We start from the raw sequence: 13,977 nt of genomic DNA, 5'->3' as shown, positions 1-13,977 counted from the left end.
ATTGAGTTTTTATACTTTCATAACTTTAGTTGCTGTAACTTCTCCGTTAATTAGCAGTGTTTTTTTAACTGTATGGAAAAGTAATAAACATGTAGATAAAATTGGAACATCGTTTATGTTCTTAAGTTTCTTGTGTAGTACTCTTTTCTTTTTTACTTCTTGGGGAGGAGAAACAGTAGGATATACACTAGATTGGTTGCGTATAGGTGACCATAATTTTAGTGTGACCTTCTCTATTGATAATTTTTCCGCTTTATTGATCGCAATGGTAAGTGCGATTTCTTTAGCTGTTCATGTATTTTCTTCTGCATACATGCAAGGAGATCCTCAACTTAAGAGATATTATGCTCTGTTAGGAGGGTTTACTTTTTCCATGTTTGGTGTGCTTATAAGTGATCACCTAGTGTTCCTTTATTTATTTTGGGAATTAGTAGGTTTCTGCTCATATATGCTGATTGGTTTTTGGAGACATAAGAAAGAAGCAATATCTGCAGCGAAGAAAGCTTTTGTAATCAATAGAATTGGAGATGCAGGCTTTATGGTTGCAATCTTATGCTTGTATTCTGTTTTTGATACATTGAGTATTCATGATATTTCAGCTCAATTTAGTTCTGAATATTTTAACGATCCATTAATTTTTATTGCTTCAATAGGTGTAGTATTAGCGGCTATGGGTAAATCTGCCCAAATACCATTTTCAGTATGGTTGCCGGATGCGATGCAAGGGCCAACACCAGTTTCTGCATTAATCCACGCAGCAACAATGGTCGCAGCAGGAATCTATCTATTAATTCGTTGCTTTTTCTTTTTACCGGAAGAGACCTTATTAATCATAGCCTCGATAGGAGGAATCACAGCACTTATTGGTGCCTATGCAGCGGTAACACAATACGATATTAAGAAAGTATTAGCATTCTCTACCATATCCCAATTAGGTTATATGATGTTGGCTATTGGAGTAGGTGATCCAGAAAATGCAGGCTTTCATTTAGTAACACATGCTTTTTTTAAAGCAGGTTTATTTTTAGGAGCTGGTGCTGTAATTCATAGCATGCATCAAGTTTCATGTGATATATGTAAAGGATTTGATGCTCAAGATATCCGATGGATGGGAGAGCTAAGGAAATATATGCCAAAAACATTTATTGGTTTTGTGATTTGCTTGGCAGGGTTATCTGGAATCCCTTTTACCTCAGGTTTTTTATCTAAAGATGCCATTTTATCATCAGCTTTATTAAGAATGAATGATGGTGGAGCTTGGATTATTGTTGGGGTTTTTGGTTTTGCAGCGGCTATTTTAACAGCATTCTACTGTCTTAGACTTTTATATCATGTATTTATAAAAGATTTAGGAATAGCTAATCATAAAGTATGTCAAGACTGTTTGGTATTACCTAAAGAAGTGCCAACTCGCATGAATGTTCCTGTGATCATTTTGGCTTGTTGTTCTTTTTGGTTTGTATATACTCTCAACCCTTTTGATACAGCAGGTTCTTGGTTACAAGAAGGTTTAAGCATTGTAACTTTAGACCATCATTCTGTTCATTTTATTGGATTAATATTGTCATTATTAATGGTGGCAGTTGGTTTACTGTCTGCTTATTTCATCTATTTTAAAGGTGTTGACTCAAGCTTCAAGAAGAAGATTAAGAGTAAGTTTTTTTACAGGTTATCTTATGAGTTTTTCTATTTGAATAACTTATATAAGGCAGGTGTGAAATCATTATTGTTTACTTCTAGGAAACTTGAAAGCATCCCACATGCTGATGAGCATTTTGTGAACCTTGCCATTGGTACATCCGAGGTGGTAAGAGGGTTTGATGATAAAGTGATCGACTTTTTTGTTAAAGTCTTTGCTGTTGGAAATGTAGTTATAGGCCATGTATTAGCATGGTTTGATAAATATATAGTAGATGGTATTGTAAAGCTATTTACACTATTTATGAAGTTATTGGGCGATATATTCAGAAAACCTCAAGGTGAGCGATCCCAAAGTATGATTGCTTGGTCAATTCTGTTTATTGTCCTTGTACTTGTCTTTTTAATTTAGATACAAACGAACGTAAGTTTTTTTAATATATATCATGAGTCAATTTCTGCTCACATTATTAGTATTCGTTCCAATATTGGGGACATTCCTTATTCTATTGTTACCAAATCAGTTTAAAGCTCATTTTGGGAAAATCACAATAGCTATCAATGCTTTTCAACTTGTTGTTGCATCATATATTATGATGGGTTACCAAGGTTTATTAGAAAATATGAATGGTGTTTTATCATTAAGTAGTTTTCAATATCTCGAAAAGGCAGAATGGATTTTACTAAATCTAGGTAGTTTCGGTAGGCTCTCAGCTGATTATATATTAGGAGTGGACGGATTAAGTAATTCAATGGTGCTTTTAGCTGCGATTGTTTTACTAATTGGGTCTATTTCTTCGTTAGAAATTCAAAAAAAGAAAAGAGGTTTTTATGCTTTGTATCTCTTATTAAGTGGTACGATCATGGGTTGTTTCCTAGCACTTGACTTCTTCTTATTTTACTTATTCTTTGAATTTATGCTTCTTCCTATGTATTTCCTTATCGGTATTTGGGGAGGGAAGAACAGTGAATATGCATCAATTAAATTCTTTATTTATACGTTAGTTGGATCAATTTTTATCTTAGTGATTATGATTGCTCTTGCAGCTTCTGTGATTGATCCTGCAGCTACTGCAGTTCAATTAGGACTTGCTACTAACTTAGAAGGTGTGACCCCTCAAATCATTGATAAAGTTCAGACTATGTTGATCTCAGGTGAAATTGGTCAATCTGATTTTGTCAGGACTTTCACATTGGTACATATGATGGATGCAAAGAACTATATTCCAGATTCAATTTTGTCTCTTGATTATGGAGCAACTTTATTTGGTACTAACGTTCGATTTATCGCATTTTTAATGGTATTTATTGGTTTCGCTATTAAGCTTCCAGTAGTTCCATTACATACATGGCTTCCAGATGCCCACGTAGAAGCACCAACTTCAATATCTGTAGTACTTGCAGGTGTACTTCTTAAAATTGGTGGTTATGGAATGCTTAGAATTGCGTATTCTATTTTCCCTGATGGAGCTCAATATTTCGCATGGTATATTGCCTTAGGTGGTGTGATCTCAATATTGTATGGTGCATTTGTCGCTTTAGGAACACATAATTTAAAGCGATTGATAGCATACTCTTCAGTATCTCATATGGGATTTGTGATGTTGGGTATCGCTTCTTTAACTGCAGAAGGGGTTACAGGTGCTATCTTTCAAATGTTCTCACATGGTATTATTTCATCCGCATTATTCTTAATAGCAGGTGTATTATACTTAAGAACTGGTAATTTAGAAATTGAAAACTATAGTGGTTTATCATCTAAAATGCCAAGATATACTATGTTGGCAACAATAGGCTTCTTTGCCTCATTAGGTCTACCTGGTTTTTCAGGTTTTATGGCAGAGTTATTTGTTTTCTTAGGAGCATTTAATTCATCTGCAGTGAATAACTTGGTGCCAAGATGGATGACAATCACAGCGACATTAGGATTGGTATTAAGTGCAGCTTATTACTTATGGGCAATGCAAAGAATATTCTTAGGTAAATTTTACTTAAAAGATGCTTCTGTTGAATCTAAATTGAAAGATTTAGACATGAGAGAACTCTTGATGTTAGTTCCATTGTCAATAATGACATTGATCTTAGGTATCTATCCAAAACTATTAATTAACCTAATAGAAGGTTCAGTAACTGTATTGGTAGAGTTTGCTAATTTCGTTGGAGCAGATCACATTAGAGTAATAATAGGAGGTTAATTTATCAGAGGGAAAGAGAGATGGATTTGTTGTCAAAACTAAATAATATCATTGAAAGCCTTCCTTATTTATTTTCAGAAGGATGGTTGACACTTGCACTTATCGTATTGCTTACTTTGGATCTTTGTTATTCAAATGGTAATAAAAGGATGCTATATGTGCTTGCGATCATTACTGTTATAGTTGATATTATTTATTTAGCGTTTTTTGCAATACCTTCTTTTGATCAGTTGATGATGTTTACCATTGTCAATACCTCTTGGTCAATAAAACTCAAAATATTAGTTGACTTTTGTGCCTTATTGTTGTTCTATCAACTTTGGGCAAGACACCCAAAAAGTCAACATGAAAAAGGTGAAGGAGAATGGATTGTTTTAGCCCTTGGAATGTTGATAGGGGGACATGTGCTAATTATCGCTAATGATTTTGTATTAGCAATTTTAGCCATGGAATTAATTTCACTTCCATCATACTTATTAACTGCTTTTAAAAACAATAAGATTGGTACTGAAGCAGCTATTAAGTATTTTATTTTTGGTGCAATTTCCACAGCAATTACAATATATGGTGCATCACTGATGTATGGTTTAACAGGTGGAGTTGATTTACAAAGTGCAGCCACTTTTGCAGATCAGAATTCTGTATTATTTATGTTGGCAGTGATCTTTATTGTTATAGGCTTTCTTTTCAAGCTTGGTGCATTTCCTATGCATGTTTGGGTACCTGATGTGTATCAATCGGCACCTATAGAAGCAGTGGCGTTTTTCTCCACTATGCCAAAAGTAGCAAGTACTATCTTTTTATATCGATTCTTCTATTTTTCAGAAGTTTGTAATAATCCTTATATATCTTATTTCCTTTTACTAGCAGCTTTATTCTCTATGTTTATAGGTAATCTTTCTGCTTTATATCAAAAAGGTATGAGAAGACTAATGGGTTACAGTTCTATTGCTGGAGCTGGATTTATTTTAATTGGTATTGTGAATATCAATGATATGTCATCTTATGCTCTTTATTACTTCTTATGGGCATATGTGATTGGTAATTTTGCAATCTTCTATTTTATAGGTGAAGTTGAGGATCAAACTGGAGATGATCGTTTGGAATCAATAAAAGGAATTGGTTGGACCAACGCATCACTAATTTGGGGACCTGCAATTGTTGTAAGTGCGATCTCGTTGATCGGATTACCACCAGCAGCTGGTTTCACAGGTAAATTATTAATATTTAGTTCTCTTTGGGATCTATATATGTCTAATAGCGAAATATATTATGCTATAGTGATGGTACTGGGTTTATTAAATACTGCGATCTCAATAGCTTATTATATTAAGATTCCTTTCAATATTTATCATCGAAAAGAAAAAGTAAATATTACATTTAACCCATATATCACACCTTTAATTTTTATTCTTGGGTTATCATTATTTATATTGTTCATTATACCTTCAATTATTCTTTAGAAAAAGAGTAAGTAGGTATTACGTTAATCTAAAGATCTTATTTAAAGATTAACTATCCCCATATTTTTTGAACAAACGACACTAATTTATTTCATTCATGATGACTAACATTTTAATAGTAGTGCTATTGCTATTATTGATAGCAAGTCTTGGGTATAATTATTTTCAACACAAAAGCATAAAAGAAAATGATTTAGCTTCAAATGAGGATCCTAAGAATTATAAGATGCTTAGTCTATTGATGGAGCACTCTCCCGATGTCGTTTTCTCCGTAGATAAGAAATATAATTACCTGGCATTTAATAATGCACATGCCAAAACGATGAAATCAGTTTATGGCTGTGATATAAGTGTTGGTAGCAATATCCTTGAATATATGAAAGTAAGAGGGGATGATGAAGTAGCTAAAGTAGATATCCAGAGGGCCTTAAATGGTGAGAATTTCCAAATAACAAGGACATACGGGGATGAAGATAATTATCAAAGAGCTCATTTTGAGGCAACATATACTCCAATTAAAGCAGAAGAGAAAATTACAGGAGTTGCTGTAGTGGTAAGGAATGTAACGGATCAATATGTATCACAGGAGAATTTAAAGAGATCAGAGAGGAAATATAAACAACTATTTCATTACAACTATTTGGGTGCTTTAGTCATTAAAGACAATACAATTATTGATGCTAATGATACTGCAGTAATACACCTTGGAAAAGAAACCCATGAATTAGTAGGTATGACACTCGATGAACTTTTTCAGATTGGGTCAAAGAATGTGATCAAGAAAAGTAAAAAGGAGTTTATATCTAAATACCTAAATAAATACAGTAAAGTAAAATACCTCAATGTTCGAGAGGAGGTGATCTTCGATCAGAAAGAAAAGCAGAATATCGCCTTTATCGAAGATATTACGGATAAATATGAAGCTCAAGAAGAACTTATAAAAGTCAATCACCAACGACAAGTATTAATTGAGAGTGCCAAGAGTTATATATTCTCTATCAATAGTGAATATGAACTGGAGACTTATAACACCAAGTTCTCAGAATTGATTTTTCAATTGAGTCAAGTGAAGATTAGGCCTTCTATCAATTTGAAAAATGAACCTTACAAGACGGCCTTCTCCATGTATTTTGAATATTTTGAACAGGCTTTTAACACAGGGAGAATTGTAGAAAAAGATTTCTTCTTATCCGACGACTTGATCATTCAATGTGCTTTTTCACCACTGATTTCTGAAAGTAATATTGTTTATGGTGTTGCTGTATATAGTATTGATATTACTGATGAAAAGAAACATGAATCGGAGATTAGTCAGCTGAATAGTTCTTTAGAACAAAAGGTTATTGAAAGAACTTTTGAGTTACAGCAACAGAAGGTGAAACTAGATTTAGCTTTAGATGCTGCAAAAATTGGTACATGGTCTTATGTTCCTTCAGAAGGGTTTTATTGGGATAATAAGTTTGTCAATATTTTTGGTCTACAGCATTTAGTGAAAAACGATGATATTAAAGATTATCTAAGTATCGTCTCAGAACACGATCAAGAACAGGTGGTTCAGTTGATTAGAAATGTCAAAAGTGAAACCGCTGACCTTATTAATATTTTGCTGACTATTGAACACAAGAAATATGGCAAGCAATATATTCAAGTATATGGTAGGTCTACAAGGAAGTTGAACTCTACTTATGCGATGCATGGTGTGTGTTGGAATCTTACCCGACAGAAAAGTGTAGAAATTGAATTAGAGAAGGCTAAAGTAGCTGCTGAGCGATCGAATAAGGCAAAGAGTTTATTCTTAGCGAATATATCACATGAAATTAGATCACCACTGAATGCGATTATTGGCTTTAGTAATATTTTATTTAGAAAATCTGAACTTCAAAAGCTACCTGCAGAATTCTCTGAACAACTAAAGTATATTTATTTTAATGGAGAATACCTTTCTGAATTGATCAATAATTTATTAGATCTTTCTAGAATTGATGCGGGTAAGATGAGTATTTATTGGGAAGAAATAGACCTGAGGAGTCTTCTCAAAATGGTGGTGAAAATCCATGAAATGACAGCTAAGGACCGTAATATCAAGATTACATTAAATATTGATACGGATGTCCCAAAAGTCTTTATCACTGACCCAACAAAATTAAGACAGATCCTAACCAACCTTCTGTCAAATGCAATTAAATTCACAAAGAATGATACAGAGATTTTAGTAGATGTGTTCTTTGCTAATCAGCAAATTATATTAAAAGTTTCTGATGAGGGTATAGGCATACCAAAAGATAAATTAAACCTTATTTTTGAATCATTTGAACAAGGTGATAAGTCTGTAACAAGAAAATTTGGTGGCACAGGTTTAGGGCTTGCTATTACCAAAAAAATGACGGAAATGCTTAATGGGCATATCAATGTATTAAGTGAAGAAAATAAGGGCTCTACTTTCTTGATCACTTTACCTATTAATAAGGAACAGGAGGTAATTCATAATGAAAAGAAAGGAAATATTGAAGATATAGATTTTGATTATCAATACACTATCCTTGTTGTAGAGGATAATAAGATGAATCAAATCATGATGCAGGCATTATTTAAACAGTTGAAGCTGCATATTGAAATTGCGAATAATGGTCAAGAAGCGATAGATTTTCTAAAAGAAAAATCCTATGACCTTATATTAATGGATTTACATATGCCGGTGATGGGTGGTATATCTGCAGTTCAATATATTAGGTTTGAATTGGAAAATATAACAATTCCGATTGTAGCATTGACAGCAGATGCTTATTGGGATAAAAGATTTAAAGCATTTGCCGTAGGTATGAATGATTACCTAACGAAGCCAATTAGTAGAAGACAATTGGTAAATATCTTGGATAAGTACTTGGTGCAAATCAAAGATAAAGGGTTTAAATACTTGGATCCGATTAAAAACAAAGACATCATTGATGAACTCAGAGAAATTACTGTTTCAACAATGATGTCTGATATAGATAAACTACAGAGGCTTAAATCGCTAAGAAATCTATTACAAAACTATGATACCGGTTTTGTGAAATATATTGATTACTTATCTGAAGCTATAGCAACAGAGAAAGAGATTGAAGTATTTTAGATCAACTGAAAAATATTGATCTGGTACTTATTTCTGCATTTAATTGATGTAAGATGGAATATAAACCAAAATAGGTTCTATTGAGATAAAGTCCATCTCTTTGACCTCTTGGCTTCTTTGACTTTCTTAATAAAGATTGATTTTCTTGATTATCTGCCAACTCAGTGATTTCAGAGAAATAAGCTTCATTACTAAAATCAAAAGTAGGAGTGTGAAACGGTCTAGAAAGAATCCCAATCATAGATTGAAAAAGTCGATCTAACTTCTCTTTATCTTGAGGTGTATCATCTTCATATATGAATCTCATATTCCCAAATACTTCCCTTCTCTTAGTATCATTTTGCATGTTCTCAGGGATCATAAGGTTGAAGTAATTTTCATAGAAATCTTCAGGTATTTCTTTTACACAACCAAAATCGATAATTCCTAAAGATCCTTCTGAATCAATCAAGAAATTACCCGGATGAGGATCTGCATGTACTTCTTTCATTTGGTGCACTTGATAATCATAGAAGTCCCAAAGTGCCTGTCCAATTTTATTTCTTACTTCTTGAGATGGGTTGTCTTCTAAAAACTCGCTAACATGTTTTCCATCTAGCCAATCCATTGTAAGAATTTTCTTTGATGAATATTCTGGGTAGTATTCAGGGAAATGTATATTCTCAATATGAGAACAATCTTTAGTGATCTTTTGAGATCTTTTTAGTTCCAACTCATAATCGGTTTCTGAAAGTAGCATGACCTCAACTTCTTTCATGTAATGGTCAACATCTTTTTCATTGAGTCCCATCATTCTTACTGCAATTGGTTTTACCAATTTAAGGTCTGAACTGACACTTTCGGCAACTCCAGGATATTGAACTTTTACCGCATATTTTTTACCATCTTTTACTGCAAGATGTACTTGTCCTATAGAAGCAGCATTGATAGCTTCTTTAGAGAACTCATCAAAAATTTGATATGGTGCTTTACCGAATGCTTTTTGAAAGGTTTTGTTAACTAGCGGTAGAGATAATGGAGGGGCGGAATATTGCGACATCTGAAATTTATCAGTGTAGGCTTGTGGAAGCATGTTTTTATCCATACTCATCATCTGAGCCACTTTTAATGCACTACCCTTTAATTCACTAAGAGCATCATAAACATCAGACGCATTATCTTTATGTAATTCTTCCTTCCTGTCGTAATCAGAGTCAATAACTGATTTTGCGTAATGTTTTAAATAATTCGTACTAACCTTTGCTCCAACTTTTACAAACCTAGATACTCTTTGGGCTCTTGTTGATGGGATACTTTTCTGGATCTTTTTATCGATATCGCTCATGTATAATTATTTTTGAAGTAGAAATTTACCAAGGAGAAATGCCGAATCAGTAAAATTAGGTCCAATTAAATCCATGACTAAATTAACGCTCTTTTCAATGGCTTCGTCGGTGTTTTCAGTATCTTCTGATGTATCATTGCTCCAGTATTTTGTGATAATGACAGCTTGAGCAAAAATAAAATCGATATAATAATCTGAAACAAACATTCTAGATTCAATTTCACCGGTTTCAAAACCTTCTTCTAGCATTGGAGTAAAAATAATATCAAATGCTTTCTTTACTTTGATTCTTCGGTCATCTATTGACTTAAACTCAAAAATTGAATGAATGTTTGTAGAATATTTATAGAAATCTTGGTCTTTTTTTAAAACCTCAATCCAATTATAAAAAAAAGATAAGATCCTTTCTCGTATCATATATTCCTTGAAATTAGGATCGCTACTAGCGTTTGAATAAGCATTTTCAAGAGCCGATATCCATATGTCAGTTTCAATTTGTTCAACAGAAGAAAAACTTTTAATCAGCTCTTCATATTCCAAAGAATCATCGCTCTTTGAAAGAGCTTTTAGACTGTTAGGACGTTGATTATTAGACGATATAAAGTTGATATAAGATATTTTAATTTTTTTTTCAAAATTATCCATTAGACGTTAGGTATTTTGATTAATAGATGTTAATTTCATTATCGAAGTTTGTTTGTTAGTTTAGTTTATTAAAGTGGAAGGAACCTCTGATTTTCGGGGGTTTCTTTTTTTTATTACAATAAACATTAGTAACAAACAATATATTTATAATATCAACGGAATATTTAAATTTGTAGGTATCATAAATACAATAATTGATATAAAGTTCATCTTTTAGACATATAAATCATAAAGATCGTGAATAACAAACAAAGTAAGTCCTTATTCGACAAAGCACAACACACAATTCCAGGTGGTGTAAATTCACCAGTTAGAGCGTTCAAATCAGTAGGAGGAACTCCTCTTTTTATAAAAAGTGCTCAAGGAGCTTATATAACAGATGAAGATGATAATAGTTTCATCGAATTGATAAATTCATGGGGTCCGATGATTTTAGGTCATGCTCACCCAGTAATTACTTCGGCTGTTCAAGAAGCAGTAAATAACTCTTTATCATTCGGAGCACCAACAGCTAAAGAAATCGATATCGCAGAGTTAATTTGTGAAATGGTACCATCTATTGAAAAAGTAAGGATGGTCAATTCTGGTACTGAGGCAACGATGTCTGCAATTAGAGTAGCAAGAGGATACACAAGCAGAAATAAAATCATTAAAATTGAAGGATGTTATCACGGTCATGGAGATTCATTTTTAATTGCTGCAGGAAGTGGAGCAGTAACTATGGGTGTTCCAAATAGTCCAGGTGTAACTGATGGTACTGCAAAAGATACACTATTAGCTCCTTATAACAATGTTGAAGCGATTCAAACTTTAGTAGCTGAGAACAAAGGGGAGATTGCTGCATTGATAATAGAACCAGTTCCTGGTAATATGGGCTTAGTTCTACCGAAAGATAATTATCTTCAAAAGTTAAGAGAGATATGTGATGCTGAAGGTATCGTATTAATCTTCGATGAGGTAATGACAGGTTTCAGACTTGCTAAAGGTGGAGCACAGGAAGTATTTGGTGTAACTCCAGATATGACCACTTTAGGTAAAATTATTGGTGGTGGTATGCCAGTAGGTGCTTATGGAGGTAAAGCTGAAATCATGAATTTCGTTGCCCCTGCAGGCCCAGTATATCAAGCAGGTACTTTATCGGGTAACCCAGTCGCAATGGCAGCAGGTTTAAACATGCTTACTTACCTAAATGAACATCCTGAAGTTTACACAGAATTAGCAGCAAAAGGTGAAAAATTAGCTGAAGGTATTCAAGCCGTTTTAAAAGAATTGAATCTTCCTTATCAAGTAACGCTATTAGGTTCAATGATTTGTATTTTCTTTACAGAAAATGAGGTGGATAATTTCGCTGATGCACAGACTACAAATACTGAAAAATTTGGTAAGTTTTTCCATCAGATGCTTGAGAACGGAGTGTATTTACCTCCATCACAATATGAAAGCTGGTTCATGTCATTAGCATTAACAGACGAAAATATTCAGCAAATTATCGCTGCAGTGAAATCATCATTGATTGCAGTAGAAGGTTAATCTGAAAATATTAAATATGGCTAGAAAGAAGAAGCATCTTCGCCAAAAAAAGGAAGTTGTCACTTGTTCTAAATACAAGTGGCAGCATCTTTTTTTATATGGTTTTAGATTAGAAGACAAAAAATGTCCAATATGTAATAAACAACCTGAATATAATGACAGAGATAGGATGTTTATCGACCTTGGTTTTGGTTTTATTTTCGCATCTCTTTTTGTTACTTTACCATATATTTTTGATGCATTTGGAATCCTATTAGGTAAATTAGGTGCATTTATTATAATTTTAGCGTTAGTTCTTTCAATCAGATATTTTTTTAATAATTCTTGGCCTACTATAAAAAAGAAAAGGTAGGGACAACAAATATATTTACACACATATATAAAAATGACAAAATCACTAAAAAGAATACTATTAGCTGGTGCCCTAGTTGCACATGTTGGAATTGCAGCTCAAGCTCAGGACCCATTAAGAGGAGCACCCGAAAACTGGTATAATTTAGATTATGAACAGGATAGTGTTTATGGCGTTGGAGCTGAAAGAGCTTACAATGAAATCTTGAAAGGTAAGAAATCTAAGAAAGTAGTTGTTGCTGTAATAGATAGTGGTATTGATATTGACCATGAAGACCTTAAGTCAGTAATCTGGCATAACACAAAAGAAGTCGCTGGTAATGGTCAAGATGACGATAAAAATGGTTACATCGATGATGTAGACGGATGGAACTTCATTGGTGGTGCTGATGGCGAAATGGTAAACGAGGAAAACCTTGAGGTAGCTCGTTTATATGGTAAGCTGAGTAAGAAATTTGAAGGTGTAGCTGAAGAAGATGTAGCAAAAGCTGATAAAAAAGAATACGAGCTATGGTTAGTTGTTAAGAAAGATTTTGAATCAGGTCTTACTAAAGCAGAAGAGAACTACGCTCGTTATGACATGATTTTGCACCAGTTCAAAAGAGGTAAGGCATTATTTATGGCTTATTTTGATCTTGAGTCTGAAGACGAAATTTTAGGAGCATTAGAAACACTTGAAACTCAAGACGAGGTTCTTCTAGGTATGGCTCAAATGGTAGAAGGAATGACAGCACAAGGAGCAACTGAAGAAAGAATTGCTGAAGGTGTTAAGTATTTCCAAGATCAAATTGAATACAACTACAATCCTGAGTTAAATACTAGAGAAATTGTAGGTGATGATATCACTGATTTGAAGCAAAAGAACTATGGTAACAATAAGGTTATGGGTCCTGATGCTACTCATGGTACACACGTAGCTGGTATTATTGGTGCTGACAGAACAAATGATCTTGGTATTAAAGGTGTTGCCGATAATGTAGAGATTATGGTAGTACGTACTGTACCAAATGGAGACGAAAGAGATAAGGATGTTGCTAACTCTATTATTTATGCTGTTGATAATGGTGCAGATATTATCAATATGAGTTTTGGTAAACCATTCTCACCAAACAAAGATATTGTTGATGCAGCAATCAAATATGCAGATTCAAAAGGTGTTTTATTAGTGCATGCTGCTGGTAATGATAACAAAAACACAGATAAGGAAAGAAACTTCCCTAAAGATAAATTCAACTCCGGGAAAACAGCTAAAAACTGGATCGAGGTAGGTGCGTCTACATGGCATACAGATGAGGAGCTTCCAGCTTATTTCTCAAATTATGCTAAGAAAAATGTAGATCTATTTGCTCCAGGTTTTGATATTTATTCAACTGTACCTGGTTCTGAATACCAAGCATTAAATGGTACAAGTATGGCTTCTCCTGTTGTAGCAGGATGTGCAGCTGTATTGATGTCATATTACCCTAACCTTTCAGCTTACCAAGTGAAGAAAATTTTAATGAAGACGGTAACTTCATTAAAATCGAAAGAAGTTTTAAAGCCAGGTTATAAAGACTTAGAAGAAGGACAGGAGCCAGAAAAAGTGAAGTTTGGATCATTATCAGTTTCTGGTGGTGTAATCAACTTATATGAGGCTGTGAAGTATGCAGAAAAAATCTCTAAGTAATCACTAGAGATTTTATGTAAATAAAAAGATCCGTTTGATTTTATTTCAAACGG

Annotated in this window: 9 protein-coding genes; 7 read left to right on the top strand and 2 right to left on the bottom strand. The window is 33.5% G+C overall.

The window, feature by feature from the left end:
• Position 1 precedes the first annotated feature (1 nt).
• From HGP29_RS16035 to HGP29_RS16020, 4 genes are all read left to right on the top strand, one after another.
• Entirely contained in the window at positions 2-2,050 is a 2,049-nt protein-coding gene (locus tag HGP29_RS16035) for an NADH-quinone oxidoreductase subunit 5 family protein (protein ID WP_168883435.1), read from the top strand.
• Positions 2,051-2,084: 34 nt separating this feature from the next.
• On the top strand, positions 2,085-3,833 hold the full coding sequence (locus HGP29_RS16030; RefSeq protein ID WP_168883434.1) for a complex I subunit 4 family protein: 1,749 nt from the start codon (positions 2,085-2,087) through the stop codon (positions 3,831-3,833).
• Between the two features lie 20 nt (positions 3,834-3,853).
• The gene (locus HGP29_RS16025) at positions 3,854-5,296 is read left to right on the top strand and encodes an NADH-quinone oxidoreductase subunit N (protein WP_168883433.1); all 1,443 of its coding nucleotides are present in this window, start codon (positions 3,854-3,856) and stop codon (positions 5,294-5,296) included.
• A gap of 97 nt (positions 5,297-5,393) precedes the next feature.
• The gene (locus HGP29_RS16020; protein WP_168883432.1) at positions 5,394-8,408 is read left to right on the top strand and encodes a hybrid sensor histidine kinase/response regulator; all 3,015 of its coding nucleotides are present in this window, start codon (positions 5,394-5,396) and stop codon (positions 8,406-8,408) included.
• Between the two features lies 1 nt (position 8,409).
• Here the strand turns inward: HGP29_RS16020 and HGP29_RS16015 are convergent, their stop codons facing one another.
• Both HGP29_RS16015 and HGP29_RS16010 read right to left on the bottom strand, forming a co-directional pair.
• Positions 8,410-9,732 (bottom strand): ABC1 kinase family protein, encoded by a 1,323-nt coding sequence (locus tag HGP29_RS16015; RefSeq protein WP_168883431.1) that lies wholly within the window; start codon positions 9,730-9,732, stop codon positions 8,410-8,412.
• 6 nt (positions 9,733-9,738) lie between these two features.
• Positions 9,739-10,377 (bottom strand): hypothetical protein, encoded by a 639-nt coding sequence (locus tag HGP29_RS16010; RefSeq protein ID WP_168883430.1) that lies wholly within the window; start codon positions 10,375-10,377, stop codon positions 9,739-9,741.
• A 237-nt stretch (positions 10,378-10,614) separates the two neighbouring features.
• Between HGP29_RS16010 and hemL the strand changes: the two genes are divergently transcribed.
• Genes hemL through HGP29_RS15995 form a run of 3 tightly spaced genes read left to right on the top strand, consistent with a single transcriptional unit; the run spans position 10,615 to position 13,924 of the window.
• Entirely contained in the window at positions 10,615-11,907 is a 1,293-nt protein-coding gene (gene hemL / locus HGP29_RS16005; RefSeq protein ID WP_168883429.1) for a glutamate-1-semialdehyde 2,1-aminomutase, read from the top strand.
• A 16-nt stretch (positions 11,908-11,923) separates the two neighbouring features.
• Entirely contained in the window at positions 11,924-12,259 is a 336-nt protein-coding gene (locus HGP29_RS16000) for a hypothetical protein (protein ID WP_168883428.1), read from the top strand.
• Positions 12,260-12,292: 33 nt separating this feature from the next.
• The gene (locus HGP29_RS15995; RefSeq protein WP_168883427.1) at positions 12,293-13,924 is read left to right on the top strand and encodes a S8 family peptidase; all 1,632 of its coding nucleotides are present in this window, start codon (positions 12,293-12,295) and stop codon (positions 13,922-13,924) included.
• The last annotated feature ends 53 nt before the right edge of the window (positions 13,925-13,977 follow it).

Origin of the sequence: Flammeovirga agarivorans (genome assembly GCF_012641475.1) — a bacterium.
In the GTDB taxonomy this organism is placed as follows: domain Bacteria; phylum Bacteroidota; class Bacteroidia; order Cytophagales; family Flammeovirgaceae; genus Flammeovirga; species Flammeovirga agarivorans.
The sequence above is the reverse complement of the archived record's forward strand: the minus strand, read 5'-3'. Positions and strand labels throughout refer to the sequence as shown.

Coding starts and splice junctions, on each gene's coding strand:
- HGP29_RS15995 (WP_168883427.1), top strand. CDS start 12,293: ATGACAAAATCACTAAAAAGAATACTATTAGCTGGTGCCCTAGTTGCA.
- HGP29_RS16030 (WP_168883434.1), top strand. CDS start 2,085: ATGAGTCAATTTCTGCTCACATTATTAGTATTCGTTCCAATATTGGGG.
- HGP29_RS16015 (WP_168883431.1), bottom strand. CDS start 9,732: ATGAGCGATATCGATAAAAAGATCCAGAAAAGTATCCCATCAACAAGA.
- HGP29_RS16010 (WP_168883430.1), bottom strand. CDS start 10,377: ATGGATAATTTTGAAAAAAAAATTAAAATATCTTATATCAACTTTATA.
- HGP29_RS16025 (WP_168883433.1), top strand. CDS start 3,854: ATGGATTTGTTGTCAAAACTAAATAATATCATTGAAAGCCTTCCTTAT.
- HGP29_RS16000 (WP_168883428.1), top strand. CDS start 11,924: ATGGCTAGAAAGAAGAAGCATCTTCGCCAAAAAAAGGAAGTTGTCACT.
- HGP29_RS16020 (WP_168883432.1), top strand. CDS start 5,394: ATGATGACTAACATTTTAATAGTAGTGCTATTGCTATTATTGATAGCA.